Annotated in this window: 23 protein-coding genes and 2 pseudogenes; 18 read left to right on the top strand and 7 right to left on the bottom strand. The window is 64.4% G+C overall.

The genetic code is table 11. From position 1 onward, the window contains the following. Positions 1–2 precede the first annotated feature (2 nt). Both AC5Y5V_RS24935 and AC5Y5V_RS24940 read right to left on the bottom strand, forming a co-directional pair. The gene (locus AC5Y5V_RS24935) at positions 3–1,967 is read right to left on the bottom strand and encodes a cytochrome c oxidase assembly protein (RefSeq protein ID WP_499940624.1); all 1,965 of its coding nucleotides are present in this window, start codon (positions 1,965–1,967) and stop codon (positions 3–5) included. A 9-nt stretch (positions 1,968–1,976) separates the two neighbouring features. Beyond that, positions 1,977–2,801: a class I SAM-dependent methyltransferase gene (locus AC5Y5V_RS24940; RefSeq protein WP_499940625.1), complete on the bottom strand. Its 825-nt coding sequence runs from the start codon at positions 2,799–2,801 to the stop codon at positions 1,977–1,979. Positions 2,802–2,942: 141 nt separating this feature from the next. Here AC5Y5V_RS24940 and AC5Y5V_RS24945 point away from each other — a divergent pair, with 141 nt between their 5' ends. The 7 genes from AC5Y5V_RS24945 to AC5Y5V_RS24975 all read left to right on the top strand — a co-directional run bounded on the left by AC5Y5V_RS24945 (position 2,943) and on the right by AC5Y5V_RS24975 (position 12,615). Next, a complete protein-coding gene (locus AC5Y5V_RS24945) occupies positions 2,943–4,358 on the top strand; it encodes a PPE family protein (RefSeq protein ID WP_499940626.1) in 1,416 nt (471 codons plus the stop codon). A gap of 248 nt (positions 4,359–4,606) precedes the next feature. Continuing rightward, complete coding sequence (scoE, locus tag AC5Y5V_RS24950; RefSeq protein ID WP_499940627.1) at positions 4,607–5,476, top strand: (3R)-3-[(carboxymethyl)amino]fatty acid oxygenase/decarboxylase; 870 nt, start codon at positions 4,607–4,609, stop codon at positions 5,474–5,476. Continuing rightward, complete coding sequence (locus tag AC5Y5V_RS24955; RefSeq protein WP_499940628.1) at positions 5,473–6,036, top strand: FcoT family thioesterase; 564 nt, start codon at positions 5,473–5,475, stop codon at positions 6,034–6,036. The genes scoE and AC5Y5V_RS24955 overlap by 4 nt, the downstream gene beginning before the upstream one ends. A 28-nt stretch (positions 6,037–6,064) precedes the next feature. Beyond that, on the top strand, positions 6,065–7,612 hold the full coding sequence (gene fadD10, locus AC5Y5V_RS24960) for a fatty acid--CoA ligase FadD10 (RefSeq protein WP_499940629.1): 1,548 nt from the start codon (positions 6,065–6,067) through the stop codon (positions 7,610–7,612). A 4-nt stretch (positions 7,613–7,616) separates the two neighbouring features. Continuing rightward, positions 7,617–7,850: an acyl carrier protein gene (locus tag AC5Y5V_RS24965; protein WP_499940651.1), complete on the top strand. Its 234-nt coding sequence runs from the start codon at positions 7,617–7,619 to the stop codon at positions 7,848–7,850. After that, entirely contained in the window at positions 7,837–11,994 is a 4,158-nt protein-coding gene (locus AC5Y5V_RS24970; RefSeq protein WP_499940630.1) for an AMP-binding protein, read from the top strand. The genes AC5Y5V_RS24965 and AC5Y5V_RS24970 overlap by 14 nt, the downstream gene beginning before the upstream one ends. Positions 11,995–12,057: 63 nt before the next feature. Then, positions 12,058–12,615: a hypothetical protein gene (locus tag AC5Y5V_RS24975; RefSeq protein ID WP_499940631.1), complete on the top strand. Its 558-nt coding sequence runs from the start codon at positions 12,058–12,060 to the stop codon at positions 12,613–12,615. 52 nt (positions 12,616–12,667) lie between these two features. Here AC5Y5V_RS24975 and AC5Y5V_RS24980 read toward each other — a convergent pair whose 3' ends face one another. From AC5Y5V_RS24980 to AC5Y5V_RS24995, 4 genes are all read right to left on the bottom strand, one after another. Then, on the bottom strand, positions 12,668–13,696 hold the full coding sequence (locus AC5Y5V_RS24980) for a hypothetical protein (protein WP_499940632.1): 1,029 nt from the start codon (positions 13,694–13,696) through the stop codon (positions 12,668–12,670). A gap of 182 nt (positions 13,697–13,878) precedes the next feature. Continuing rightward, positions 13,879–14,313: a hypothetical protein gene (locus AC5Y5V_RS24985; RefSeq protein WP_499940633.1), complete on the bottom strand. Its 435-nt coding sequence runs from the start codon at positions 14,311–14,313 to the stop codon at positions 13,879–13,881. Then, entirely contained in the window at positions 14,310–14,651 is a 342-nt protein-coding gene (locus AC5Y5V_RS24990) for a hypothetical protein (RefSeq protein WP_499940634.1), read from the bottom strand. Before AC5Y5V_RS24990 ends, AC5Y5V_RS24985 begins: the two co-directional genes overlap by 4 nt. A 22-nt stretch (positions 14,652–14,673) precedes the next feature. Beyond that, positions 14,674–15,987 carry a glycosyltransferase gene (locus tag AC5Y5V_RS24995; RefSeq protein ID WP_499940635.1) on the bottom strand — a complete coding sequence of 438 codons (1,314 nt, stop codon included), beginning with the start codon at positions 15,985–15,987 and terminating at the stop codon, positions 14,674–14,676. Between the two features lie 41 nt (positions 15,988–16,028). On the opposite strand from AC5Y5V_RS24995, the gene AC5Y5V_RS25000 reads away from it, so the two are divergent. After that, entirely contained in the window at positions 16,029–16,697 is a 669-nt protein-coding gene (locus AC5Y5V_RS25000) for a TetR/AcrR family transcriptional regulator (RefSeq protein WP_499940636.1), read from the top strand. A 15-nt stretch (positions 16,698–16,712) separates the two neighbouring features. Here AC5Y5V_RS25000 and AC5Y5V_RS25005 read toward each other — a convergent pair whose 3' ends face one another. Further along, the gene (locus tag AC5Y5V_RS25005) at positions 16,713–17,225 is read right to left on the bottom strand and encodes a hypothetical protein (RefSeq protein WP_499940637.1); all 513 of its coding nucleotides are present in this window, start codon (positions 17,223–17,225) and stop codon (positions 16,713–16,715) included. Between the two features lie 168 nt (positions 17,226–17,393). On the opposite strand from AC5Y5V_RS25005, the gene AC5Y5V_RS25010 reads away from it, so the two are divergent. The 10 genes and pseudogenes from AC5Y5V_RS25010 to AC5Y5V_RS25055 all read left to right on the top strand — a co-directional run bounded on the left by AC5Y5V_RS25010 (position 17,394) and on the right by AC5Y5V_RS25055 (position 26,770). After that, complete coding sequence (locus tag AC5Y5V_RS25010) at positions 17,394–17,960, top strand: hypothetical protein (protein ID WP_499940638.1); 567 nt, start codon at positions 17,394–17,396, stop codon at positions 17,958–17,960. A gap of 671 nt (positions 17,961–18,631) precedes the next feature. Continuing rightward, positions 18,632–19,774 carry a dsDNA nuclease domain-containing protein gene (locus AC5Y5V_RS25015; RefSeq protein WP_499940639.1) on the top strand — a complete coding sequence of 381 codons (1,143 nt, stop codon included), beginning with the start codon at positions 18,632–18,634 and terminating at the stop codon, positions 19,772–19,774. Next, the gene (locus AC5Y5V_RS25020) at positions 19,771–20,349 is read left to right on the top strand and encodes a hypothetical protein (protein WP_499940640.1); all 579 of its coding nucleotides are present in this window, start codon (positions 19,771–19,773) and stop codon (positions 20,347–20,349) included. Before AC5Y5V_RS25015 ends, AC5Y5V_RS25020 begins: the two co-directional genes overlap by 4 nt. Further along, positions 20,346–22,325, top strand: coding sequence for a hypothetical protein (locus AC5Y5V_RS25025; RefSeq protein WP_499940641.1), 1,980 nt, complete (start codon positions 20,346–20,348; stop codon positions 22,323–22,325). The genes AC5Y5V_RS25020 and AC5Y5V_RS25025 overlap by 4 nt, the downstream gene beginning before the upstream one ends. A gap of 1,375 nt (positions 22,326–23,700) precedes the next feature. Then, entirely contained in the window at positions 23,701–24,543 is an 843-nt protein-coding gene (locus tag AC5Y5V_RS25030) for a helix-turn-helix domain-containing protein (RefSeq protein ID WP_499940642.1), read from the top strand. A gap of 18 nt (positions 24,544–24,561) precedes the next feature. Further along, positions 24,562–24,732, top strand: a complete 171-nt coding sequence (locus AC5Y5V_RS25035; protein ID WP_499940643.1) for a helix-turn-helix domain-containing protein — start codon at positions 24,562–24,564, stop codon at positions 24,730–24,732. An 8-nt stretch (positions 24,733–24,740) separates the two neighbouring features. Continuing rightward, positions 24,741–24,818, top strand: a pseudogene (locus AC5Y5V_RS25040) (hypothetical protein); the annotation flags it as partial. Between the two features lie 955 nt (positions 24,819–25,773). Further along, positions 25,774–25,890, top strand: a pseudogene (locus AC5Y5V_RS25045) (tyrosine-type recombinase/integrase); the annotation flags it as partial. A gap of 200 nt (positions 25,891–26,090) precedes the next feature. Next, positions 26,091–26,438, top strand: coding sequence for a type II toxin-antitoxin system RelE/ParE family toxin (locus AC5Y5V_RS25050; RefSeq protein WP_499940644.1), 348 nt, complete (start codon positions 26,091–26,093; stop codon positions 26,436–26,438). Beyond that, entirely contained in the window at positions 26,435–26,770 is a 336-nt protein-coding gene (locus AC5Y5V_RS25055) for an XRE family transcriptional regulator (protein WP_499940645.1), read from the top strand. The genes AC5Y5V_RS25050 and AC5Y5V_RS25055 overlap by 4 nt, the downstream gene beginning before the upstream one ends. Positions 26,771–26,941: the final 171 nt, after the last annotated feature.

The following is a 26,941-nucleotide window of genomic DNA, read 5'->3' on the forward strand; positions in this document are numbered from 1 at the left end:
GGCTACCGCTGCCGGTTGCGCGACAACTCGCGCAGCATCGCGTTGTAGGCGTCGAATTCGTCATCGCCGTAGCCGGAGTCGGCATGCCGATCCGACCGCGACGCGGTGCGCCGATCCTCCCGCGCCCACTGCGCGACCAGGGCGGCGACGACCAGAATCACCGGCAGTTCGCTCGAGCTCCAGGCGATCGCCCCGCCGAGATGCTGGTCGCTGCTGAGGCTGGACAGCCACGGCAGGCCGACGTAGCGGTAGAACTGGCCGCCGAGAACCGAATTCATGGTCATGGTCGCGATGCCGAAGAACGCGTGAAACGGCATCACCGCCAACAGCAGTCCGAGCCGGCCCAGGAAGGGCAGCCGCCGGGGCCCGGGGTCGATCCCGATGATGCCCCAGAAGAACAGGTAGCCGACCAGCAGGAAGTGCAGGCTCATCAGCTCGTGGCCCCAGTGGTAGCGCACCAAAGTGTCGAAGACCGGCGTGAAGTACACCAGATACGGCGAGGCCACGAACAGCACGAAAGCGATGACGGGATGCGACAGGAACGCGGTCACCTTCGAGTGCACCAGCCACTGGATCCACTCCCTGGGCCCCGGCGGTTGGCCGGTCCCAGCGGGCGTCAGCGCGCGCAACGCCAGAGTCACCGGTCCGCCCAGCACCAGCAGCACGGGAACGAACATGTTCAAGGTCATGTGCTCGGCCATGTGGACGCTGAACATCGCCGACCCGTAGGCCTTCACCCCGGATCCAGTGGTGAAGGTCACCGCCAGACACCCCGCCGTCCATGCGAGCAGGCGCCCGACGGACCAGTCGTCGCCGCGTCGCCGCAACCGGAGGTAGCCCAACGCGTAGACCGCGGCCAGGATCAGCGCACCCGCGCCGAGGAACGTGTCGAAGCGCCACACCGTCAGGATCCGCAGCACGCTGGGCGGATTCGGCAGGACATACCCGAGGAACACGTCCCATGTCGTGAACCGGTGCGCCAGCAGCCGCGGCGCAGTCTGCGTCGCCATCGACGACACCAGTGCCACCGCCGCGATGCTCGTCAGCGCGCCGACCGATCGCGACGGGCCGCGTCGCGACGACATCAGCGACCTCAGGTCCGTCAGCCAGGTGAACATCAGCAACGCGGCGGCGGCGGCGCCGGCGCGGCCGTACGCGGTCCCGGCCAGGTTGCCCGGACCGGCCAATATCCACCAAAGCAGCGCTCCGTAGCCGAGAACGACGGCGCCCATAACCGTTTCGAGAAACAGCACGCGACGCGCGAGCGCGGTGGCGGGCGGGCCGATCGCGGCCGCGACCTTGACCCCCGCCAACCCGGCAAGCGCTGCCGCGAACACGATGACCGCACTCGTCGCGTAGTCGTGGTTGGGGCCCTCCCCCGCGTTGCCGGTGAGCGGAAGGGCGACGACGCCGATGAGGGCCGGCACCAGCAGCACGACATGCATGACCCACCGCACCGACAGCCGGGCGCATACCGCCACGGCCACGGCGCCGAGCACGACCGCGACCCAGCCCCGCGCCATCTCGGAAGCGCCGATCGCGTCACCGACGGCACCGCGGCCGAGTAGCCGGACGACCGAGACGCCCGCGTCGCTGGCCGCCTGCACCGGCACCATTGCGATCGCGATGAACGCCCACAGCGCCGACGTCCGCTCGATCAGCAAATGCGTCGCGAACGCCCGCTCGTCGATGACCCCGTCCCCGTCGGGTTCCGCAACGACGACGACGTAGAGCAACCCGCCGAAGCAGACCGCACCGGCCAGGGCCGCTATGAAGTAGCCCAGCGGCTCGGCCGCCGCGGTCAACACACCCGGGTATGCCTCGCCCTTCGCGTCGTAGACACGATGCCCGGAGGCGAGCGCGTAGCAGGCCAGACCCGCCAACGCGGCAACACAACCGGCGGCCAGCCACGGCAGCACACCGGTTCGGACCGCCGGGCGCGACGGACGTGTCTGGCTTGAGTGCACCGCGTCAGCCTACGAGTGGCCCGGCGTGGCGAATTCGACCAGTGTCACCGGGGCGCGGAGGCGGCCGAGGAGCGGCATCCGGTAGGCCAGCGGAACGGCCCACCGCAGCAGCTTGCCGCGACCGGGCGGTCCGGGCAGCTCGCGCACCGCGCGGACGCCGGGAATGGCGCGCAGCTCGTCGTATTGGTTAGCGGTGAACGAGAACGGCATCGGGGGCGCCGTGTAGTGCTCGCTGAGTTTGAAGCCGCGTCGCTGCGAATACACGCTCAGCAGTCGGGGGATGCTGTCGAAGAGCAGCCGGCCGTCGGGAAATCGTGCGGCGCAGGCTTTGATCAGGTCGAACACCGCGTCGCGCTGCAGGTATTGCAGTAGACCCTCGGCGGTGATCAAGACGCCGTCGGCGTCGTCGACCTGGTCCATCCACGAGTAGTCGAGTGCGGACTGCGCGCGGTAATGCAGCCGCTCGGATGACGGCAGCAGCTGTTGGCGCAGCCGCACGATGGGTTCGAGGTCCACCGAGAGCCAGGTCAGTTCGCCGTTGTCAAGCCGCCAGAAGCTGGTCTGCAGCCCCTCGGCCAGCGCGATCACGGTGGCGCGCGGGTGCGACGCCAGGTACTCCCGGGTGCCGTTGTCGAACGCCAGGGCCCGCAGGGCGGTCGCTTGGTGCAGGCGCCCGAAATGGTGATAGTCGTAGTCGATGCCGTCGCGCAGGGCGATCGCCATCGGGTCGGAGATGAGGCCGTCGGGCCGGGCGGCCTCGGTCGCGCGCTGATGCAGTGTGAGCAGCGCGGTTTCGGATATGCCGCCGAGATGACGGGCATCGACGCCTGGCATGGCTCCACCCTAATCGCGCGCCGCGGGAACTTTCCGCGTCCGCCGGACGACTAACACCGCGAGTGGGGCGCCGGAAGTGGCCAAGCACCACGAGTCCGGTAGCCCGTGCGAGGAGGTGGAGCCCTGACCGCGCCGATATGGATGGCGATACCTCCGGAGGTGCACTCGGCTCTGTTGAGCGCCGGCGAAGGCCCGGGATCACTACTTGCCGCCGCCGCCCAGTGGCAGCAGCTCAGCACCGAGTACACCCGGACGGCCGCCGAGTTGGGCCAGCTGCTGGCCGAGGTCCAGGGCAGCAGCTGGCAGGGACCTAGCGCCACCCAATATGTGGCCGCGCACGTGCCCTACCTGGCCTGGCTCGAGCAGTCCTCGATCGACAGCGCGGTGCGGGCCGCACAGCACGAAACGGCAGCCGCCGCCTACGGCACCGCCCTGGCAACCATGCCCACCCTGCCCGAACTGGCGGCCAACCACGCGACCCATGCCGTCCTGATCGCCACCAACTTCTTCGGCCTGAACACCATCCCGATCGCCCTGAACGAGGCCGACTACGTCCGCATGTGGGTGCAGGCTGCCCAGACCATGACCACCTACCAGGCCGTCACCGCGGCGGCCGCCGCGGCGACGCCACCCACCCAGCCGGCGCCGACCATCCTGGCGCCCGGCGCCGCGGCCGAAAGCACCCAGCCGCAGATACTGAACTCGATCGGCCAGCTGATCACGGATCTACTCAATTTCATCGCCGACCCGTACAAGTATTTTCTCGAATTCTTCCAACGGCTCGGCTTCAGCCCCGCCACCGCGGTCGTCCTGGCCGTCATCGCCCTGCTGTTGTACGACGTCCTCTGGTATCCCTACTACGCGTCCTATTCTCTTCTGCTGCTGCCGTTTTTCACCCCGGCCCTGAGCGCACTGAGCGCGCTGAGCGCGCTGGCCCTGCTGCTGAAGTGGCCCGACTTCGACGAGCTGCCCGACGACGCCGACTCCGATCCCGTCGCGGCCCTCAGCCCGCGCCTGGATCTCGGGGTTGCGCTGCCGCTTTCCGTCGCCCCCGGTTCCGCCGCCACACCGACCGGCAACCCCGCGCCGACAGCACCCGCCTCCGCGACCGCGACCGCGGCTCCCCCGGCGCCCGGCATCGGCTACGCCGTACCCGGCCTGGTGCCACCGGGCGTCAGCTTCGACCCCACAATCGGCGCGAAATCGCCTGCCAGCATGAGCGATACGGCCGCGGCCGCGGCCGCCGCGAGAACCGTCCCGCTTGAGGCGCGGGCCCGTCGCAAGCGACGCAGCAAGGCCGCGGCGGGCGCCCGCGGTTACCGCGACGAGTTCCTGGACGCGACCGCCACCATGAGCGACGGCGACGCCGATACAGCCGACGCCGCGACCGCCAGCAGCGCAGGCGCTGGCCCCCTCGGTTTTACCGGCACCGCGCCGACACCCACCGGTACCGCGGCCGGCATGATCCGGCTCGCGTCCGAGGACACGGGCACCACCGTTCCGCTGCTGCCGACCACCTGGACAACCGACAGCCTCGACACTCTGGACCAACGATGACGTTGTCCCGCAGTCTGATTCGACTTCGCACACGGCGGCGCGTCCCGCCGTTCGAAAGGTTCGCCAAGAGTCCGTCCAGAATCCGTCAGGCCGCGGCCAGCAACCTTGACGACACCATCCTGGAACTCGTCGAGGAGGTGCGGCATCACGGCTAGGAAGCCGAAAGTCGTGTGAGGGCGCCGTATCCGAGCGCCGGCACGGATCAGTCTGCTAATTGACCGACACAGCAATTGAGGAGAAGACAGCCGATGACGCTCAACGTGAAAGGTGAGGGACTCGGTGCTCAGGTTACCGGGCTCGATCCCAAAAATCTGGACCACATAAGCACCGAAGAGCTGCGTGAGATCGTTTACACGAACAAGCTCGTCGTCCTGAAAGACGTTCACCCGTCGCCCGAGGAATTCATCCGGCTCGGCAGGATCATCGGGGAGATCGTTCCCTACTACGAGCCCATGTACCACCACGAGGACCACTCGGAGATCTTTGTTTCTTCCACCCAGGAGGGCCAGGGAGTCCCGAAGACGGGGGCGTTCTGGCATATCGACTACATGTTCATGCCGGAGCCGTTCGCGTTTTCGATGGTCCTGCCGCTCACGGTGCCGGGAAGCGACCGCGGGACCTACTTCATCGATCTCAATCGCGTCTGGGAATCGCTGCCGGCGGACCAGCGGGACCCGGTCCGGGGAACGTTCAGCACCCACGACCCGCGGCGGCACATCAAGATCCGCCCCAGCGACGTCTTCAAGCCCATCGGTGAAGTCTGGGCCGAAATCAGCCGCACCACACCGCCGATCAAGTGGCCCACGGTGATCAGGCACCCGCACACCGGAGAAGAGATCCTCTACATCTGCGCGACGGGCACCACCAAGATCGAAGACAAGGACGGGAACCTGCTCGACCCGGCGATCCTGCAGGAACTCATGGCGGCGACGGGCCAGACCGACCCCGAATTCAAATCACCATTCATCCACACTCAGCACTACGAGGTTGGCGACATCATCTTGTGGGACAACCGCGTCCTCATGCACCGCGCAAAGCACGGCACGGCCTCCGGCCATCTGACCACCCACCGGCTGACCATGTTGGACGGCCTCGAGACACCAGGATACGCAGTATGACTGCCATCAACCTGTCCCCTTCGATCCGAACCGGGACATCCTTCGCGGACATCAGCGACACCGCTCCGATCGAGGAGGACCTCCTCGTCCGGGTGCTAGAACCTTACTCGTACAAGGGATGTCGCTATCTCATCGACGCCAGCTACAAGGCCACCGAGGATTCGGTCTTGGCGTACGGCAATTTCAGCATCGCCGAATCCGCTTACATTCGGGCCACCGGGCACTTCAATGCGGCGGAATTGATCCTGTGTTTTAATCAGCTCGCGTACAGCGCCTTCGCGCCGGCCATCCTCAACGAGGAGATTCCGGTACTGCGGGGATGGTCGATTTCGGACTACTTCGACCTCCAATTGCCCAGCATGTTGATCAAGAACACGTCGTCGCGGTTCAAGCGAATGATCCACGCCCAGAAGTTCTCCGCGCGCCTGCTGTGCCAGAACTTCAAGGTCATGGACCGCTCGTTGCGGTACCTCTCGGTCCCGTGTGCCATCGAGTTCTGGGACGAGTACGGCGGGGCCGCGTCCGCCGAGGTCGAATTAGCGGCCCTCAACATACCGTGATCCGCAACTAGGAGAACACTGGACAGCCATGTCGCACTTACCATCTACCGTGCTGGAGCGCGTCTTCGACCAGGCGCGGCAGCGGCCCGACGCGTTCGCCCTGCGCCGCTGCGACGGCAGCAGCGCGCTACGGTACTCCGAACTCGTCGTCGAGGTGAACAGGCTTGCCACGGCCCTTCGTGCACAGTCGGTTTCACGGGGGTCCCGCGTGCTGGTCGTCTCAGACAACGGGCCGGAGACATATCTGTCGGTGCTGGCCTGCGCGAGGCTCGGGGCGATCGCGGTCATGGCGGACGGGAATCTTCCGCCGGCAACCATCGATCGGTTCGGTCAGATCACTGCCCCAAGTGCGGTTCTCGTCACCCCCGGCAGCAGGATCGGGTCATCCGGTTTACCGGAAGGCCTGCGCTCGATACCCGCGCTCACCGTCGATGTAAGTAACGGCGCCCCGGACGGGGCTGCGCTGGACGTTGGCGAGACGGAGCTGGGCGCCGACGATCCGATGGCGATGATCTTCACCAGTGGCACGACCGGCGAGCCGAAGGCCGTGCTCCTGGCCAACCGCACCTTCTTCGCGGTCCAGGACATCCTGCGGCACGAGGGGTTGAACTGGGTCACTTGGGTCGACGGCGAAACCACGTATTCGCCGCTGCCGGCGACCCACATCGGCGGACTGTGGTGGATACTGACCTGTCTGATGCGCGGCGGGCTGTGTGTCACGGGCGGTGAGAACACGACCTCGCTGCTGGAGATCCTCAATACGCATGAGGTCGCGACGACGTGTCTGGTTCCGACGCTGTTGTCGAAACTGGTCTCCGAGCTGAAGACCGCGGACGCGAAGGTGCCGTCGCTGCGACTGGTGGGGTACGGCGGTTCGCGGGCGATCGCGGCCGATGTGCGCTTCATCGAGGCGACGGGCGTTCGCACCGCCCAGGTCTACGGATTGAGCGAGACAGGTTGCACCGCATTGTGTTTGCCGACCGATGACGGCTCGATCGCCAAGATCGAGGCGGGAGCGGTGGGACGTCCGTATCCGGGCGTCGAGGTGTATCTCGCGGGCCCCGACGGCGAGCGGGCCTCGTCGTTCGGCACCCTCTGGATCAAATCGCCGGCGAACATGTTGGGCTACTGGAACAATCCGGAACGCACCGCGGAGGTGTTGGTCGACGGGTGGGTCAACACCGGCGACCTGCTGGAGCGCCACGAGGACGGCTTCTTCTACATCAAGGGCAGATCGTCGGAGATGATCATCTCCGGCGGGGTGAACGTCGCGCCTGACGAGGTGGACCGCATCGCCGAGGGCGTCGCCGGCGTCCGCGAGGCCGCGTGTTACGAGATACCGGACGCCGAGTTCGGCGCCCTGGTGGGCCTGGCCGTCGTCCCCTCGGAGGAACTGGACGAGGGGGCGGGCCGCAAGCTCAAGCAGGCGATCGCGGCCCGCTTCCGCGCGGAGTCGGAGTCGGCGGCGCGCCCGTCGAGCATCGTGATCGTCGCCGACATCCCGAGAACACAGTCCGGCAAGGTCATGCGTGCCTCGCTGGCGACGGCGATCAACGGAGTGGCGGCGCGTGGCTGAGACGATGCGGGACAGGGTGTTCGGCGCTATCTGCGAGGTGCTCTATATCGACGAGGCGGACCTGATCGACGGCGACGCGACCGATCTGCGGGACCTGGGTCTGGATTCCGTGCGATTCGTTCTGCTGATGAAACAGCTGGGCGTGGACCGGGAATCGGAAGTGCCGTCCCGCCTGGCGGAAAACCTGTCGATCGCCGGCTGGGTCCGGGAGCTGGAGAGCCTGAGTGAGCGCGCCTGACGAAGGTCGCGTCGATCGAGTTCCTCTGAGTAGGTCGCAGCGCAACCTGTACAACGGCGTGCGCCAGGATGGCGATTCCGCGTTGTACCTGATCGGCAAGACCTACCGGTTCCATCCGCTGCAGCTCTCGAAATTCCTGGCGGCCCTGCATCGCTCGATTCTGGACAACCCCGTACAACTGTGCGTTCTCGAGGCGGCGGGCGACTATCCGGAGCTCGTGCAGCGGCTGAAATTCGACGACATCGTGCGGGTGCGGTCAGACGACACAAACCACGGCGACGACGAGCTGACCCGTGGATGGTCGGACGGCATCCTCGGCCCACCACTCGTGCGCTACACCGTCCGCACGAACGACGACGGTGCCGTGTCGGGCCTCGAGGTGTACACCCACCACATCCTGGTCGACGGCGGCGCCACAGGAATCATCGAGGCCGATCTGGCCCGGCATCTGGCCGACGATGAGGCGGAGCCGCCTTGTGTCAGTAGGGGTTTGGCCAGGCTGGCGGAGGCGCACCGCCGCGAGTCGGCCAAGGTCGAGGAGTCGCTTGAGCGCCTCGGCGATGTCGTGCAGCGTGAACTCGCCGACGAGGCGCGCCACGGCGGACCCGGTCAATCCTCGGATCGCGCGCCCGGGGCCGCCGCCAAGGGGGTCCTGCACGACTCGGTGACTGTCTCCGGCAAGGCCTTTGATGCGATCCTTGCCCTGTCGGAGGAAAAGCAGGTCCCCGTCAATGTTCTGGTGGCCGCGGCGGCGCTGGCGGTGGACGCGAGCCTTCGGCAGAGTACCGACGGCCTGCTCGTGCACGCGGTGGACAACCGATTCGGCGATCCCGACCTGAATGTCGCTACGTGTCTGGTCAACTCGGTCGCGCACTCGGTTCGGTTCGCGCCCTATGCGTCTGTTGCGGATGTAGTTCGCTCGCTCGACCGAGGCTACGTCAAGGCCGTGCGGCGGCGGTGGCTTCGCGAAGAGCATTACCGCCGAATGTATCTGGCTATCAATCGGACCACACACGTGGAAGCGTTGACGCTCAACTTCATCCGCGAGGCATGCGCGCCCGGCCTGCGCCGGTTCCTGACGGAGACGCCGGTCGCGACGGACATCGGGCCTGTCGAGGGAATGACCATGGCGAGCGTTCTGGATGACGGACAGCGGACGCTCAACCTGGCCATCTGGAATCGGGCCGATCTCCCGCAAAGGCAGCCGCATCCCCGCGTCGCGGCCCGCATCGCGTCGGCGCTGGAATCGATGGCGGCGCTGTGGGATCGGCCGATCGCCCTGGCCGTCGACGAGTGGTTCGGCGTCGGCCCGGACGGCACACGCCACCAAGGTGATTCGCAGGTGCAGCCAGCGGGCTCGCCAGCCTGGTTTCTGGGTGCCACCGGGGGCGCGCGTCAGATCCTTCAACGGCGCCGCCACGTCGAACCGTGGATCGCGTGGCTGGTGCACAACGGCGTAAAGCCGGGCGATGTGCTGGTATTCATCGACGATGATACCGACAAGACGGTGGACCTGCTGATCGCGAGCCACCTCGCGGGCTGCGGCTACAGCGTCTGCGACGCCGTCGAGCAGGTTGCCTTGCGCGCGAAGGCACTCACCGATCATGGCGACGGCGGGACGGCGCACGTCGTCGACGTCGCCGCCGTCGAGCTCGCGGAGGCCGTACCGGCCGAGGTACGGGAACTCGTCGCCGGGCGCCTCGATGAGGTGGCCCGCGACGCCCACCTCGCGACCAGGACCGCCTACGTCATGCCGACGTCAGGAACCACCGGGCAACCCAAGCTGGTGCGAATCACGCACGGCTCGCTCGGACTTTTCTGCGACGCAATCAGGCGGGCCTACGGTTGGCGGCCCCACGACACCGTGCTGCAATGCGCGCCGCTGACCTCCGACATCAGCGTCGAGGAGATCTTCGGCGGCGCGATCTGCGGTTCGGAACTGGTTCGCTCCGGCGCCATGAAGACGGGCGATTTGGACGGGCTCGCAAGGGATCTTGTGGTCAAGGCGGCGACGGTCGCCGACCTGCCGACCGCCGTGTGGCAACTGCTGTGCGCGGACCGCGACGCGATCGACGCGATCCGCCGCTCGCGGCTTCGGCAGATCGTCATCGGCGGCGAGGCGATCCGGCCCGGCGCCGTCGACGCATGGTTCGATTCCCCGGCCTCGTCGGGTATCTCGCTGGTCTCGACCTACGGTCCGACCGAGACCACGGTCGTCGTCACCCAGCTGCCGATCGTCCGCGGCGAAACGGGCGGCGCCCGCCTCAGACTGGGCCGGCCGGTGGTGCCGAACACGGTCTTCCTCGCCTTCGGCGAGGTCGTCATCGCCGGGGACATGGTGTCTACCGGCTATCTCGGCATCGACGGCTCCGCCTTCGGCTGGGTGACCGCCGGCGACGGTTCGCGGCACCGCGCGTTCGCCACCGCCGACCGCATCGCCGTTGACAGCGAAGGCTTTCCGGTGTTCTGCGGACGCAAAGACGCCGTCGTGAAGGTCTCCGGCAAGCGGATCGATACCGCCGAAGTGATGCGTCGAATCCAGGAGGACCCGGCGGTCACCGACGTCGCGGTCGAGCTGCACAAGCTCGGCCCGGGCAGCGGTCTCGGGGTGTGGTTCGAAACGCCGCTGACCCGTGAAGGCGCCGAGGACACCGCGACCGCGGCACGGATCAGGAAGCTGCTGGCGGGCCTCGGGGTGTCCTCTTTCGTCGTTGTCGGTGTGCCGGCTATCCCGCGAAGGCCCAACGGGAAGGTCGACAGCGACAGCCTACGGAGGATGCCCGCGCTCATCGATGCGCTGCCGGACGATGCCGAAGATGGTGCGCGGGCGGCCGGATTGGCCGAGGTGTGGAGCCGGCATCTGGGCCGGACCATCCGCCCGGACTCGTCGCTGCTCGGCGAGGGAATCGGCTCGTTGGATCTGATCAGGATCCTGCCCGAGACGCGCAGCTACCTGAAGCGGCACCTCTCAATCCTCGATCTGATCAGCGCGGACACCGCCGCCAACCTCATCGCGGACGCACCGACGGTCAACGCCTGGATGGACGCCGCTACCGCCGCCGAGATAGAACACGATCTCGCGTCGATGTGGTCGGTTCCCGCCGAGGCGGGTGTCGACAGGCACGGAGAGCGCGCCATCCTGGTGCTCGGCGCGTCGGGAATCCTCGGTACCGGGTTCGCGCGGGCCGTCCTCGACCTCAGACGTTCCGGCGCGCGGTGCCCGGAGGTGATCCTGGCGACGAGATCGCCGCTGCCCGAATGTCATCCGTGGGTGGACCTCCTCGGCGTCGATGGCGTGCGGTTCGCGCGGCTCGGTCCCGAATTCGGGCCGGCGGAGCTCGATGACCTGATGCGCGAGACCGGCGCCGGAACGGTGGTGAACTGCATCGGCAACACCAATGTCCTTGTCCCCTACCGCGAACTGCGGTTGGCGAATGTGGGGCTGGTCGCCGCGATCGCGGAGGCATGCGTGCGCCACCGCGCCAGATTGGTGCACTTGTCGACGTATGTCGTCAATGCCGACGTCGCTGCGCCGCGAGTCACCGATCCCCGCCAGGCGCCCTATCCTTATGCCGCTTCGAAGTCGCTCGCGGAGCTGGTCGTGGCCGGTTCGCCCGATGAACTCGATTTCACCCTCGTGCGGCTGCCCCGAATCCTCGGCGAGGACCACCAGTTGCGCGACTCCGCGGACATCCTGGTTTCGGTGCTCGACGCCTGCATCGCACTGCAGGCCTGTCCCGCCGTGACGTTGACCGAAGGGGTCACCACCGGCCGCGCCGCCGCGAACGAAATCCTGCGCCTGTTACCGGAATTGGGCGGATCGGACGAGCTGGGCCGCGGAATCACGGTGATTCGCGGGGAGCCGGTGGAATACGGGGAGTTCCTCGGCGGGTACGGGCTCAAGCACCTCGCGGTGGCGGAGTGGAAGCAGCGGTTGGATCAAAGCGACTGGGCGAAAAAGAATCCGCGAAGGTGGTCGGTGGTCGACGCCTGGATCAGCCTGGGCATGCGGTTGGGTGCCCGGTCCTACGCCGAGTACCTGGCGGACTACCCGACCATCGCGCTGGGCGTCGGACCCGGCGTCGAGGTCGCCGCACCCCCGCCGCCGGTGGGGGGCCTGCTCGCGTTCCAAGAACTCTTTTAGCGCCCTCCAAGCGCGGATTGCGATGGTCGCCGCAGCAACCCCCGTCGACCTAGAGGAAAACCCATGTCATATCCCAATTGGGCGCCCTACCCTGCGGCGCCCGTGCACTACGCCCCCGGGCAGCCCTACGGCGTCATGCCGCCCCAGTACGCGGGCCACGGCTCCCGTCGGCGCCCGGGCAGCGTCATCGCAGCGTCGGTCATCGCATTCATCACCGGCGGACTGGTGATGCTCGCCTCCCTTCTTCTGCTGGTCGCGGTAGTTGGGTTGGGCCTCAGCACTCATAACGACGGCACCGCCCGTAACCCGGACCTGTATGGCCCGTTGCTGATGGTCCTCTGCGTCATCCTGGTCCTGATGATTGGCCAAAGCACGCTGTACATCTGGGGTGGCATCAGGGCGTTGAACGGCCGCAAAACCATGCTCGTGGTTGCCTGCACGATCCACGCGGCCCTCATCGCCCTATCGCTCGCCGACGGCTTCGCCGTTGGTACGCACGCCGCCGGCCCCATCGTGGTGCGCGCGCTTGCCCACCTGATTGTCGTGGTGCCGATCCTGGTCCTGCTCACGGTGCGGTCCAGCAGGGAGTTCTTCCGCTCTCGCCGCGGCGGACCACAGTAGTCGTCGAGCCGCTGCCGCCGACCTGAAGCCTGTCCTCGGACACCGGGCACACCTATAGATCGTCGTCATCGGCGAGGTACTCCGCCTCGTCGAACACCATCTGTCGATACTCGGGCTCGATCTCGTCGATAGCGTCCAGCGCTTCGGCGGTCAATTCCTCACGGATGGCGCTCTCAGCGTGAGCGAACGGGACGTATGCCCGCATCAGATCGGGGAGGTCCAACATGGCTTGCAAAGTCGACAAGTCGTAAGTAGATGGTTCGAAAGGCACCAGCGCATAAGGCAATTGCCGGAGTCGCTCCGCACCCCACCGCAACGGATCACCCGTTCCGTCGTCGATGCAGATACGCAACAGATCCCGGTGATCGATGTCGTCGAACCGCATGCCCGGCGGCGTGGCAAAGAACCTGTCCAACAGAACTTCGAGGGGCGCGTCGTCGAGTGCCGGTGATCGGTAACCACTGCCGCCGTCAGGGAGCCGTCGTATCAACCATTTGAGCAGTGGACGGAATGCCGGCCACGTGTCCGATTCCTCCAACGCGGATGTCGGATTGTCTTCCTCGACACCTCGGTGCGCCCACGCTCGGGCGTCGGCGAGGCTCATTTCCACGAACGAGGTGTCGGGATCAGTGCGGTTCCGTTTGGCGACGTCGAGAACCGTTTCGAGCGATTCAGGGACGAAGAACGCATCACTCACCTGCGACACGATGGTGTGGTCGACAAAGGCGGCGCAGGTCATCTCGTGTCCGGCCGGCAAGCGCACGCCGAGGATCAACTCGTCTCCCTCGCCCAGCACATGTGTCATCCGCACGGCCCGGTCGATGTGGGCTTGACCGAGATCGCTGATCCACGACGGCAGGACATCGCCGCGCGCTGCGACCTCTCGTTGACAGCGCATCTGCACAACCTCGTCGTCGGCCAGGTGGGACAGCACCGCCAAGATCGCCGTGGTTTCCCGCGCCTTGACATCGATAAAGCTGGCGACGAGCTCGCCGAGCCCGATCGGATCCGGCTCGTCGCGGTCCCGCACGATCGGATGTCGCGGCACCGTCGCCGCGATGACAATGCTCACCACGTGCAACAGCTCCAGGGGATGCTCGGCGGCGAGTGCTGCCTGCACCTCGTCGACGAGTGAGGTGTCCTCGACGTGTACGCGATCCCCGGAGCGCATGCGGCGCGCATCCCGCCGCGCCTGTTTGGCCCGACGGCGCCTTCGACTGTCCGACATTGAGCGGACCCTACCGTGTTCGAGCGCCGGCCGACTCAACCCGTCTTCGTCATGGTGAACGAACCCGCCGGCTCGTTTCGGTAGTCACACGCGCGGTAATTGCACGGCCCTTTGAAGATGTTCACCATGGTCCCCGCATGCGAGGCCGGGTCCCACGAGTAGACGGTTTGCTTCATGGCGCTGGGATCCGCGTAGACGTGAAAAGTCCAGCGCCCGTCCGCCATTTCGGCTTGCTGCACACCGTCGGGTCTGTTGACCGTGACGCAGGTCAGCACCATGGTGTTGCATCCGGCTCGGATGTTCCACGTTTGTGTCGTGCCGTTGTCGAAGGTGACCTGGTAAGTCCCGGCCATCGCGTCGCTGGCCGGGTCGGCCGCGGCCTGGCCGGCCGGCGACCACAGCACTGCCGCGGTCAACGTCCCCGCGACCATGGCGGAACGCGCAGATCCGCGACGAACTCGGAATCTCATGAGGGCCAACGTGAACCGCCTAACCACAGCGGCGGTTCTTGGCCGTTGTACATACTCTTGGGCTGCCATCGCTGTCTGCGCAGCAGCCTGGTCGCGTGGTGCTCGGCGACATCCTTAAGGTACTCGACGTCGTCGCTGGTCCATGGGTGCTGGCCGGTGCCATCCAGCGACCACCTGGGTTGACCGTCCTGCTCGTAGCGGGTGATCCGGTAACGCCCGGCGGCGTGCCTACCCTTGGCGTCGATCTGCCAGTCCAGCAGCCGCGGGCGGAGGGCCTCTGGCGTCGGCTGGAAAAATTCCGGGTAGGTGATCCGGATTTCGATGAACTCGCCGCCCATGAAGTCACCCTACCCGCTGGCTCTAGCTGCGAGTATGGCGTCTTTCGCGTGCCGATTGGGTCGATCCGGCACTCAACCGGTCGACGATGTCGGCCAGGCCGTCGAAGCCGGAAGCCGCGGACATCTCGGCCGCAACTCGCCGGCTGGCTTGGCGGTATTGCGGCTGATTGAGCACCGCAAGAATGTCGCGGCGCACGGCGCGGGGTGTGGGTCGTTCACTCCTGATCCGTCGCCCGACTCCGGACCAAGCGACGCGTGCACCTACCTCCGCCTTGTCCTCCTTACCCCCGGTGCTCACGATCGGCACGCCATAGCGCAACGCATACTGAACCCCGCCATAGCCTCCGTTGGTCACGTAAACCGCTGTGCGCGGGAGCAATTCGTCGTACGGCAAGAATGTCGCAGCGCGGACGTTTCCCGGCAGGGACGGCAACGTGTCCAACGGGCGCCCGCCGGTGCTGACGACGACCAGGACATCCTCGGCCGCGAGCGCTTGCAACGTAGGGGCGATCACCTGTTCGTAGTCGATGTTCGCGACGGTGCCCTGGGTGACGTGAATGACGGGCCGGCCGTCATCGAGGTCGGTCCACCAATCCGGAAGGGGCGCTTGGGAACCGGTGGCGGACAGCGGCTGCGCGAAGTGCAGCTCGGCGGGGGCGTCGGAGCGGGGGTATTCGAAGGAGGGCACCGTGAACTGCACGAACGCGTCGGCTCGGCGCCCCCAATTCGCGAGTCCGCCGGTCATCGGGACGCCGTGGAGTTGGCCGTGCAGCTCGTCGACGGCCTGGTTAACCCGCCGCAGGATCCATCGGTTCAGGTTGCCCAGCAGTATGTTTCGGGTCCGGTTGAACACGCGACCCGGCGGCATTCCCATTCCGAACGGTGCGGTGTCGACGCTCTCGATGGGCGGGGGGATAACCCCGCACATGATGACGGCCGGCCGGGCCGACCGCGGTAGTGCGAGCAAGAATGCGGCCCCGAAGAAGGCAGGTTCGGCGAGGACGGCGTCGGCCGACCGGACTGCATGAGCGGCAACGAGCGCGTCGTACTGGGGCTTGGTAGGCCGGGCGAAGACGTGGTCGAAGTCCCAGATCAGGGCTTTGATGCCCCTTAACTTGGCCCGCTCGGGGCACGCCCCGAAGAGAACCCGGTCATCGAAGTCGGCCTCGGCGGGCAGCGGTACAAAGGTCGCCCCGGTGGCGCACACGTTGTCGGCGAAGCGCGCTCCGGTGACGAATCGAACGTCGTCGCCCCGCTCGACGAACTCAGTTGCGATCGTCAGTAGCGGCGCGACGTGGCCATGGATGGGAACGCTGGCGATGACGATCGACGACACGGTGGCCTCCCGATTAATCTGATAGCGTACTATTCATTGTTATGCCACCAAAGTCAATATCGGAGCGGTCGACTCGCCCCTACCGCTCCGATCTTCGTCGTCGACAGGCGGAGCAGACACGGTCGCGGATCCTGAGCGCCGCAGGGGAATTGTTCGCCGCCAACGGATACGCTGGCACGTCCCTGACGAAAATTGCTTCCGCCGCAGGTGTTTCCGCTCAGACAGTGCACGGGCAGGGACCGAAGCCCGATTTACTGATCGCGGCCACCGTGTACGCCGCGGTCGGAGCGGATGGCGAGAAAAATGTCTTCGATCTAGATCTCGGCCGCGCTCTGCTGGCCATCGACGACTACGAAGTGTCGCTGGACTTCATCGCTACGCAGCAAACCGCGGCGCACGAACGTACGGCACGTTTGTGGCTCGCCCTCATCGGCGCAGCGGCCTCCGACCCCACGTTGGAGCGCTACCTGAAGGACTTGAACGCCAGCGTGAACGGTCAATTCAGGCGAGGACTCGCCATCTATCGCGACCGGGGCTGGCTTCGTTCCGACGTTCCGTTCGACGAGCTCGTCGAGACGGCCGCCGTCGTGTGCAGCGTGGATAGCTACCTGTTCATCACCTATCGCGACGGATGGAGCGCGGACGCCTACAAGTCATGGCTCCGACGCATGCTCGCCGAGGCGATCTTTGTTGCTCCGCAAGCAAATTGACGCTGCATCAGCCTCTCAGCTGTCGCTTGCCCGGGGAAGTTCACGCGCCGCGGGACTCAGAGCCGTGTGCCACTGCTTCCGCTCGTCGGCCATCATCAGGTCATAGGCGGCGAGCCATGAGCGTCTCTCGTAATCGCGGGGCATGCCGAATGACGCGATCCACGGAGGGGACGCCGGTTCACCGATCTCGAAGAGCGTGCCTATGCCCAGTTTTGGCCACTTGATCTGATAGCCGTCGCGGGGGAATTCGAAAACCGTCACCTGCTCGCCGGCGCTGACGCGCTCCTTGAGATCAGGGATTTGCAGTCGCTGCACAAGCCATCCCGGATGCTTCAACTTCTGTTTCCGGACCAGGGTGCAGCGAACCGTGCGGTCGGTAAGTTCCAGGCGTGCCAGCGGACGCTCGATCAGATCGCCGATCGAGAACGGGTTCAGACCGGCGAACGCCCCCAGCCAAGGGCGGCGGCGCAGCAGAAAAAGATTCGTCTGTGGGGGCGGGGTCGTCTTTAAGAACTCGCGATCTAACATGGCGCACTCTCCAACGTTGGACGAAAGGTCGTAGTTTGATATGAGTTTGCTGTGTGCCCGAGCCAGCTGAGCGACAAGGCTACCGGGTCGCGCCCCAGGGGCGCGTAGAAACCCAATGAGCTGCTGAACAGGGTCACCCAGCCCTCCGTGCTCGGGCACGATGATGCGGTGTCATCGCCAAAGCTGACGGCTGCCCTCTACCGCGAAATCGTGGCGGGGTTGCGTGGGCAACGCATTACCGAAGTCGTCTACTACGTACTCACTCACGGCGACAACGGTCGAGCGGTGGACCAATGGGACTTCGGCGCTTGGCACGAGCCGACGATGGGCGTCGAACTGGTCACCGATGCCGACCTGGTCTACTCCGCGATCTGGAACAACAGCTTCGACACCTACGGGCTGGAAATCTTTCCCAAGCCGATGGCGGAATTCCTTACGTCCATCGGAGATCCGTGGGGCAGTGTCGCGGTTCGGGTCTCCGACCATCCGCGGTGGGCTCCAATGATCGGCACTGAGCTCACCGCCGCCGAGATCTGCTGGGACGAGGCGCCTTTCGACCCCACGGTCCAACTGCCGGTAGCAGTGCGACTCGACTCGCGGCAAGCAGTCGTGTGGATTGCCGCGGGGACGGCTTGGACCGGGGCCGACCCGCATTTCCGCCTCGGCACCGACGACGTCATGGTCGTCTTCACCTCCGAAGTCGCCGCGGAGGCAGGTATTCGCGAGACGCGCTGAGCTGCCGGTCACGGGCCGCGGTTCCCGGCCGCGGTTCCCAAAGGGCATGAAAATGGCCCCCAGGCGTGTGCCTGAGGGCCATTTCCGCTGGTAGCGGGGACAGGATTCGAACCTGCGACCTCTGGGTTATGAGCTAGCGGCCAGGGATTTTCGGTTGTTCGTGGGGTCTCATTTGCGCAGGTCAGGTGGTGTTTGGCATCCGACTGGTTGCGCCTTGTTGCATCGATTTCGGGTGGTTTCGCAGAGTTTTGTTCCCAAGTTTGTTCCCAAATGCTGACGCCGGCGCGCCGCCAAGTAGACGATTGATCCGCGCCTTGTTGGTATCCCGAGGAGGTGGTAAGGCGCAGGCAGCACTTCCCCTGACCCCCGGTCGGGCATTAACTGGACCTCCTCGTCTTGCAGTGGCTACCTTCGAGGTCGAAGGAACGGAAGACCTCTGCCCTCCTTCGAGGAGTACGGCAATGACTGACTTCGCACCAAGATGTCCGGTGTTCGCCGGTGCTGAAGCCATAATGCAGGCTCCACAACTCGCGTACGAGAAGGTGCAGGTCCCGTCAGGATGAAGATCTACTAAGAGCAGGCAGACCCCGATAGTGCCCAGCGAATCTGCGGACGACAAAGGCGATAGCGTCGGACCCCTTGAGTCCGATGCGGTTGCAGCGTTTGCCGGAATGCCGTCAGACGACACTGGGACGAGCACCTTCCAACGTTTTCAGTGGCAGGCCAAGCTAGCAGTGCGCTCGTGGCTAGGGATGTTAGCTAACGCAGGCACGCTGGCGGTCGTCTGCGAGCATGTGGAGGATCTGGCCCTCATTGAAGTATCAGGCTTTTGCTTCGCACAGCTGAAGACGCGTGACCGAGGCTCTTGGACTGTTGCCAAAATCTGCGAAGAAGGGCACGCCGTCAATCGCCTCGCTGCTTCATACGAACTCGCGGTTGCGGCAGGAATTGCTGATCGATCGCGATTCGAGGTTTGGCTGGAAGGACCGCCTTCGGAAGCCAAAGAAACAACCGACTTTTTCAATGACCCAACCTCGGCCACCTCGGTCACCAAGAGGAAGATTCGCGACTTCGGCCTGAAGGGCGCGAAGCTGGACGACTTCCTAAAGCGCCTGTCGGTTCGTTGTCACCAACCACACCGATCTTGCGTCGATGCGGTGCTCATACGGCTACTTGGCGCTACCTGGCCCGCCTTCACCATGGATCAGATCGAACAGCTCTACGAGTCCCTCCTTCTCGCTGCAGAATCTGCTCAAAGTGCCACCACGATGCCCCCGAGCATTACGGCTGCGATGAGGGCGGCCCAATCAAATCCGACGGCGGATGGCGCATGGGATGCCATCGCATCCAAGTCATTGACCGAAGATCAGCTGAGGGCAATCTGCCCCCCGCTGCCTGCTGACACCGATCAAGACCTCATTGCGCGCTCGGCGGTCGGGCAAGCCACAGTCTTAGAATTGAAGTTGGTGCGAGCAGGGGCACGCGAGGAGACCGTACGGAACGCGTTAATCGCTCGGGCAGATGCAGACATTGTGGCAACGACCGCTCGCGCGTCCGGGCTGATGACTGCGGATTTTGAGCGCTCGCTTGAATCGCGACTGCTCGATACCGCACGTTCGATTGCGGCGCTTGCAGCTTCGAGCGGCGTGACCTTGCAGCGGCCCGGAGAGTACATCTTCCACTCCCTCATGAGTAGTGCGGCAAACACCGCGGCGCTCGACCTCGACGGGCTCTTCAACCAAGATCACCGGCTGCTTGTCGGCCACCTGTGCACTGTCTCAGACCAATGTCGATTCGGGTGGGGGGTCTCATGAGTGACGAGGACCTATCACAGGTCGACCGTAGTCCAGACTCCGGTCGAACGATCTACCGCGCATCCCGCGAAGCCGAAGCACGCGTACTCCTTCTCATCGATGGGTTCAGCCGCAGAAAGACTGGTCCGCGAACACTAGAGGGACGCGTCAAACTTGCGAAGCTGGACTTCCTGCTCAGGTATCCGAAGCACCTCGCGACTGTGTTAAGTACACGGGGCACAAAGGAAACAGACCTAAATAATTTGATCCGGCAGGATAGCCCGTTGGAGTCGCGGATGATGCGCTACCGATATGGACCGTGGGATCCCAGTTATTTTGCGGTGCTCGGCTCGCTCGTGGGACGCAAGCTCATCGATATCGTTCCGGCCCAGGGCACGAGCGCCCTTGGCTACCGAACTACTGCAGCAGGCGCTGCGCTAGCCGAGCACCTCAACGCTGACGGCGCCTTCGACGAAGTCATTGGCAGGATCGCACTGCTTCGGCGACACCTTGACCTGACGGGAGAGTCGCTGAAGAAGATGCTGTATGACCTACCTGAAGTTGCAGATGCGACGTGGCACGAGGCGCTGCAGTGACCGCCGCTACAACCGGGACTTCTGTCCGCCACACACTTCGCGTTGATCAGATTGAGTTGGTTGGCGGCTCGCGAACGGTGAAGTTCCAAAGTGGACTGAATTTGGTCAGAGGCGATATCACGACGGGCAAGACAACCCTTGTTCGCCTACTCCGAGCCTTGCTCGGCAGCATTCCGCGTCATCTGCCCCCCGAGACGGAATCCGTGCGAGCGCTAAAGGGCCAAGTAGTCCTCGGTAACCGAACTTGGAACATCTACAGGCCGATGGTGACCACGGCTGAGACGCCGGTCGATCTCGCAGCCGTAACTACGAAGGCCGATGAAACTCCGTTAGCGATCCGATTGCCGGCCGCAGGGCAAGGCGGATATGGCGAGTTCTTGCTTGCTCAATTAGATCTTCCGATCGTGCAGGTCCCACGTGCCCGACGAGAACCAACCAACGACCTATCCCCGGTGACAATCAACGATTGGCTCCTGTACTGCATCATCTTTGATGACGAACTCGACACCCAAGTATTTGGCCACCGCGACCAGTTCCGCGATCTTAAACGTAAATGGGTTTTCGAGATCGCCTACGGTCTATACGACGAGGAGCTCGCAAGCCTTGCGGCCCAACTTCGGCGAACTGACCTCGAAATAAGGGCCACCGAGAGCGAAACCGAGGTAATTCGCCAGTTTCTGGCAGGAACGACGCTCGGAAAGCCTGAAGAATTGCAAGCCGACGTCGTTATACAGGAGGCGCGTCTTGCAGAACTACGAGTGCAGGCCGAGGATATCCACATGGCGAGCGACTTTGAGCCCGCCGGAGAAATCTCCTCCATTCGCGCACAGGTCCTGGACTCAAGGCAATATTTGGACAACGTTCGGGCAGATATCCGCCAACGTCAAGCGCAGCTCCACGATCTCTCGGATTTGCTGAAGCAGTTGTCCAGCCTTTCTAAGAGACTGACACGATCAATTGTCGCTGACGAATGGATGGTCGACTTCGAGTTCGTTGTGTGTCCGCGCTGCGGTCAGGATATCGATCAACAACGCGCGAAAAGTCCTGTATGTTACCTATGTTTGCAACCCGAGCCCGAAAGCGCTCCCGATCGAGAAGCGCTTATTCAGGAACAAGACCGCGTAACTTATCAGATCGCTGAAACGCAACAACTTATCGACCAGCGGACCGATGCCCTCTCCTGGCTGCGCGATGACGAGGTCGCCGCTGGTGGCCGATTGGCCGAAGCGTCGTCGCAACTCGAATCATTGACTGGCGAGTTTGTCTCAGCACGGGCAGCTGAGATTCAACGCGTGGCATCGGAAACTGCGACGATTACAGCGAACATTGCCTGGATCAGGCGGTACCTGACTCTCATAGACCGGCAAACAGACCAAACGGACCGTCTTGATGCGTTAAAGACAAAGAAGATGCAAATCGAAGAGCAGATTGAATCACACGGAAGCAGTGTTGCGGCTGCTGAAGACAACATCGCGGCGCTTGAAAAGCGCATGGTCGACTACCTCACTCGACTACATGTGCCTCAACTCGGTGAACTTCTCACCGTGAAGATCAACCGAGAAACCTACTTACCCGAAATAAGCAATCGAACTTTCGATGAGCTATCCAGCCAAGGGTTGAAAACGCTCGTCAACGTCGCGCATGCGCTGGCTCACCACACGGTTGCGATCGACCGAGACCTTTCGATGCCGGGATTACTCGTCTTGGACGGAGTCTCGGCTAATTCCGGAAAGGAGGGTTTCGAAGGTGACCGAGTCGTTGACATGTACGAACTCTTCGATGAGGTTGCCCAAGAATACCGTGACCAGCTGCAGTTGATTGTGGTCGACAATGACCTCCCGACGGAAGTAGGCGACAAACTGTCAGGTTCGATAGCACTGACGCTCTCACAATCCGATCGCTTAATTGTCATCCCAGGCGGGGTGCAAGGCACTGAGGCCAAGACGGAGCACGAGGGGAACGCCTCTACCGACTAGCCGTATGTTGACCTACCCAGTGAGAGTGCTGCAATCGCAAAACTTTAGTTTGAGAAGGGCCGCGTAGTAAGAGTGCGGCATAGGAAGGCCCACGTCGCGTCGTCGCAGAAGTTGCCCGGCGCCCGCCATGCGGCGCATAGCCCGCCGGCAGTTTCAGCACCCGCCCGTTTTCATTGTCGGTGATGTAGTTGTTGGCGGCGCCGTCCATCACGACACCGCTGAGGCCACTGAGGCCGCTGAACGCTTTGGACGCTCGAGCCCCTCGGCAATTTCACCATCCGGTTGTTGAGCAGTCGGCGACTTAGAGATTGCCGACGCCGTCGACCGCCTCCCCCGGCCCCACTGAGGCAAGGCTGAATCGGCCCTCTCGCAAAACTTTTGGGACCACAGCCAATTTCCAACAACTGAGGCACGTGACCTTCGACCGCCCCTGTCGACGCAAGCAAGGCCAAGAACCTCTACACCGCCCGACTCGCCAAGCCCAGACGTGACAAATCACGCCGCGGCCCCACGACACCAAGGCGACCCTAACTTCACCGTTTCCCCGAACACCACACCTTTTGCACACAGGTCACGAAACGATAACGTAATTTCGTCCGTGTCTAATTAATCAGGTGCGCCTTACCATGACTTTGGTGACAGCAAAACGGTGTCCGCGATGCGGCGCAGAGATGCCGCACAACACCTGGCCGCCCAAGCCCGGACGACCCTCCGTGTGGTGTTCACAGCAGTGCCGGCGCGCGGCCTACGAGGAGCGTCGCGCCGCCGAGAACGGCGCGGTGGCCGTGCGCGTCGAGGTGGTCGAAGCCCGTCGAGCGCATCGTCGAACGTGTCAGGATCGAGACGAGAGACGTTCCGTCCAACCCTGCCGAGGCCGCTCAGATCGTGCTGCGGTCTCCGCGCGCATGCCGCACGGTGTTGGAATCGTTGACCGCCGAAGTGGACTCGGGATGGATGGACACTGGTGCGCATGCGCCTACGCTGCGTGCGGCTCAGCGCTTGCTCACGTCGCTGCGGCGGGCACGACTCATCGATTGTTAAGACGCAGCGGCAGGCCCGCCCTGAAGTCGTTACGGCCGCATCGTTGGCTCGCCAGCACCAACTGAGTCGCCAACCGCGCCACACGTCCCGGTTCTCTAAATCCACAGACCGTTCGTAAAAATTCGCTGGGACACAGCGTGTTTCACGGCGCTTGATTGCGTCTCAAGCCAGGACGAAACAATCCGACATGTGGCAAAGATTTTTCGGTCCCATCAGGGCGCAACGGCATGCGCGGTCTTACCGTTCTAGATATGGAACGACGTAAGAAGGATCAGCGCAGGGGCCAACGCGCAGAGACTGGCCGCGAAGCGCAATCCTCGGTCCGCAAACTGGGATGAGCTGGAGTGCGCTTGCCTGGGCAACCGACTCCGAAGTCGCGCCCACGACGACCAAGTTCATCCTCATTCTGCTGGCGAACAAGGCAGACGAGAACTTCTCCTGCTACCCCTCTGTACGGACGCTGATGACCGAGGCCAACGCATCCAGAAGCACGGTCCTGCGCGCACTGAAGAATCTGGAGGCGCGCGGCTATATCACTCGACGGCCGCAGTTCCATGATTCCGGGGCGCGACGATTGTCTCGTTACTACCTGAATCATCCACGAGCACCCCATGTTTTGGCTCAAGCGGATACGGCACCCCCCGGTTTCGGTCTGACACTCCCCCGTCTCGATCTGACACGGGTCCCGTCGCCGCATGAGACAGGGACGGTGTCAGAGGGCCACCCCACGGGGGTGTCACAGCGAGACCCCTTGAACCCATCATGTGAACCCCCATCCGAACCAGGCGATGATGCCGCACGGATTCTGAGGACACTGGCTGACACGTGGAAGCTGCGCGTTGACGCGGCACGTAGCCTGCTGCCGAGCATCGAGTCCGCGTTGGCGCGTGGTTGGCCGGCGACAGATCTTGCCGAGCAGCTGACCCGGAGCCCGGACGGGGTACGCGACCCGGTCCGCGTGCTGGCCCGGCGCCTCGGCCGTCTCGGGCCTATCCCAGATCCACCTGTGGCGACCCTGCCATGGTGTGGTGAATGCGAGGACGCGCATTCTCGCACAATCACGATCGTTCAACCCGACGGAACTGAAGCGGCGCAGTTTTGTCCACAGTGCAGCCCGCAATTCCACAGGCAACAGTTCTCCGCAAACAAATCTCTTCGACACATGGAAAGGTGGTGAATTATCTTGGAAAATAACGTGTTCAATGAACTCCCTCTTCTGCTGGCGGTACCCCACGCCGCGCGAATTTTGGGGATCAGCCGTGCCGCGGCGTATCGACTGGTGGCATCGGGCGAGTTGCCGGTTCGTCGACTTGGCGGCCGGGTCTACGTCGTGACCTCGGGCCTGCGCGAGCTGGTGGTGTTGTGAAAGGCGTGGTGCACCAGCGCGGTTCGACGTGGTACTACAAGTTCCGCCTCCCCGAGCGAGATCCGGCGACCGGCCGCTACCCCTGGATCACCAAGGGCGGCTTCGACACCGAACGCGAAGCCTGGAAGGCGTGCCGTGATGCCATGCGCGACGCCGACCGCGGCCGGGTGGTCAAACCGTCGACCCGCACGGTCGCGCAGTTCCTGACCGAATGGCTCGCCGCGGTTCAACCGGCACTCGACGCGACGACCTGGCGCAGTTGGAGCGACTACGCGCGTACCTACGTCATCCCGCACATAGGCGCCGAACGCCTACAAAGACTCGACGAGCCCCAACTGCTCAGGCTCTACGCCAAACTGCTGGCCGAGGGCCGCATCAAGCCCGACAACGATTCCGTCATGTACGCCTACTGGTCAAACCGCAACGCCGCCGGCAACCCGCCGACACCGCGGCAGCTTTCCGAGGCATGCCACACGACGATTCACGCTGCGCGCACCGCAGTGCGGCGTTACCGGGTAGGCATTGTGCCCAAACCTGTTTCGCCGGGCCTGGCGCCCAAGACCGTCCGCAACGTCCACGCCTTCCTGCATCGGGCGCTCGTCGACGCGGTCGCCTGGAAGTACCTCACCGACAATCCGGCCAGCAACGTGAAACCGCCGCGACGGCCGCGAACCCGACGGACGGTGTGGACGCCCGAGCAGATCCGGACTTTCCTTAAGTCGATCCGCGACGACCGGTTCGCGGCGCTGTTCCTCCGCCGTGGCCAGGTGTGCGGACTGAAGTGGTCCGATGTCGATCTGGACGCCGGCGTGATCACCGTGCACGACAACCGCGTGGTGGTCGGCGGCCGGGCGCTCGACAAGGCCGGCGGGAAGACTCGCAACGCCGATCAGACCATCTCGATCGACCGCGCCACCGTCGCCGCGCTGCGCCGCTGGCGCGAACTGCAGGACAGCGAACGCGAGTTCTTTCAGGACGCCTACTACCCCGGCGATTACGTGTTCACCTATCAGGACGGGCGGCCGCCGCACCCCCGATACCATCCGGCAGCGCTTCGACCGTCTTGCGGCCGCGGCGGGCCTCTCACGCATCACCTTTCACGATCTGCGCCACTCGTACGCCACCGGTGCGCTGCGGGCCGGTGTCAGCCCGAAGGTAATCAGCGAGCGTATCGGCCACGCCAACGTCGGCTTCTTTCTGGAGACCTACGCCCACGTGCTGGGCAATGACGACTGCGAGGCAGCCGAGCAGGCCGCCGAATTCCTGCTCGGCGACGCCTGGGACTCGGACGACGGGCCGGCCAGCTAGTCGCCCGGTGAGGAAATGTTGCATATAACACTGAAGTTATATTAATGTCGATGTCCTGGGAAGTGATTCTGCTCGAGGAGGTCGAACACTGGTACTTCACGCTCGACGAGGAAACGACGGCTGCGGTGACTGGCGCCATCGACCTGCTTGAGTTGGAAGGACCGACGCTGGGCCGGCCGACGGTGGACAAGGTCAAGGGGTCGAAGTTCCACAGCATGAAGGAGCTGCGGCCCGTGGGCACCAGCATCCGGATCCTGTTCATCTTCGATCCGCAGCGGCAGGCGATCCTGTTGCTCGGCGGCGACAAGGCGGGCAACTGGAAGCGCTGGTACGACAGGAACATTCCGATCGCTGAGCGACGCTACGAGGACTGGCTCGCGACTGAGGGAGGTGAATGATCATGGCACGCAACTGGCGTGAGATCCGTGCCGACGCCATCGCGCAGGGGCGCCTGGACCCGGCGCGCGCCGACGCCGCGCGCAAGGAGATGCACGACGCCGTCCAGGCGCAGCGCCTTGCCGACATCCGCAAGGCTCACGGTCATGCTCGTCAGTCCGACGTCGCGGCTCTCATGGGCGTCTCCCAGGCCCGAGTGTCCAAACTAGAGAGCGGGGACCTCTCGCACACCGAACTGGGGACCCTTCAGTCCTACGTCGCTGCGCTGGGAGGCAATCTCCGGATTGTTGCCGAATTCTGCGACGGCACCGTCGAATTAATGACTGACGCTTGATCGCGCCGGGTTAGGGCTCGCGGTCGCAGCGGGACTGTCGCGCATCACCTTTCACCACATGCGCCACTCATATGCGAGACCGGCGCACTCCGCACCGGTGTGATCCCGAAGATCATCAGCGGAGGCATCAGACATGCAGACATGGGGTTTGTCCTAGAGACCTATGCCCAC

This window comes from Mycobacterium sp. NGS68 (assembly GCF_059812195.1).

What these genes read in the sequence shown, in the direction of transcription:
- AC5Y5V_RS24940 (WP_499940625.1), bottom strand. Translation starts at nt 2,801, where the DNA reads ATGCCAGGCGTCGATGCCCGTCATCTCGGCGGCATATCCGAAACCGCG.
- AC5Y5V_RS24945 (WP_499940626.1), top strand. Translation starts at nt 2,943, where the DNA reads ATGGCGATACCTCCGGAGGTGCACTCGGCTCTGTTGAGCGCCGGCGAA.
- scoE (WP_499940627.1), top strand. Translation starts at nt 4,607, where the DNA reads ATGACGCTCAACGTGAAAGGTGAGGGACTCGGTGCTCAGGTTACCGGG.
- AC5Y5V_RS24955 (WP_499940628.1), top strand. Translation starts at nt 5,473, where the DNA reads ATGACTGCCATCAACCTGTCCCCTTCGATCCGAACCGGGACATCCTTC.
- fadD10 (WP_499940629.1), top strand. Translation starts at nt 6,065, where the DNA reads ATGTCGCACTTACCATCTACCGTGCTGGAGCGCGTCTTCGACCAGGCG.
- AC5Y5V_RS24965 (WP_499940651.1), top strand. Translation starts at nt 7,617, where the DNA reads ATGCGGGACAGGGTGTTCGGCGCTATCTGCGAGGTGCTCTATATCGAC.
- AC5Y5V_RS24975 (WP_499940631.1), top strand. Translation starts at nt 12,058, where the DNA reads ATGTCATATCCCAATTGGGCGCCCTACCCTGCGGCGCCCGTGCACTAC.
- AC5Y5V_RS24985 (WP_499940633.1), bottom strand. Translation starts at nt 14,313, where the DNA reads ATGAGATTCCGAGTTCGTCGCGGATCTGCGCGTTCCGCCATGGTCGCG.
- AC5Y5V_RS24990 (WP_499940634.1), bottom strand. Translation starts at nt 14,651, where the DNA reads ATGGGCGGCGAGTTCATCGAAATCCGGATCACCTACCCGGAATTTTTC.
- AC5Y5V_RS25000 (WP_499940636.1), top strand. Translation starts at nt 16,029, where the DNA reads ATGCCACCAAAGTCAATATCGGAGCGGTCGACTCGCCCCTACCGCTCC.
- AC5Y5V_RS25005 (WP_499940637.1), bottom strand. Translation starts at nt 17,225, where the DNA reads ATGTTAGATCGCGAGTTCTTAAAGACGACCCCGCCCCCACAGACGAAT.
- AC5Y5V_RS25015 (WP_499940639.1), top strand. Translation starts at nt 18,632, where the DNA reads ATGCCGTCAGACGACACTGGGACGAGCACCTTCCAACGTTTTCAGTGG.
- AC5Y5V_RS25020 (WP_499940640.1), top strand. Translation starts at nt 19,771, where the DNA reads ATGAGTGACGAGGACCTATCACAGGTCGACCGTAGTCCAGACTCCGGT.
- AC5Y5V_RS25030 (WP_499940642.1), top strand. Translation starts at nt 23,701, where the DNA reads ATGAGCTGGAGTGCGCTTGCCTGGGCAACCGACTCCGAAGTCGCGCCC.
- AC5Y5V_RS25050 (WP_499940644.1), top strand. Translation starts at nt 26,091, where the DNA reads ATGTCCTGGGAAGTGATTCTGCTCGAGGAGGTCGAACACTGGTACTTC.
- AC5Y5V_RS25055 (WP_499940645.1), top strand. Translation starts at nt 26,435, where the DNA reads ATGATCATGGCACGCAACTGGCGTGAGATCCGTGCCGACGCCATCGCG.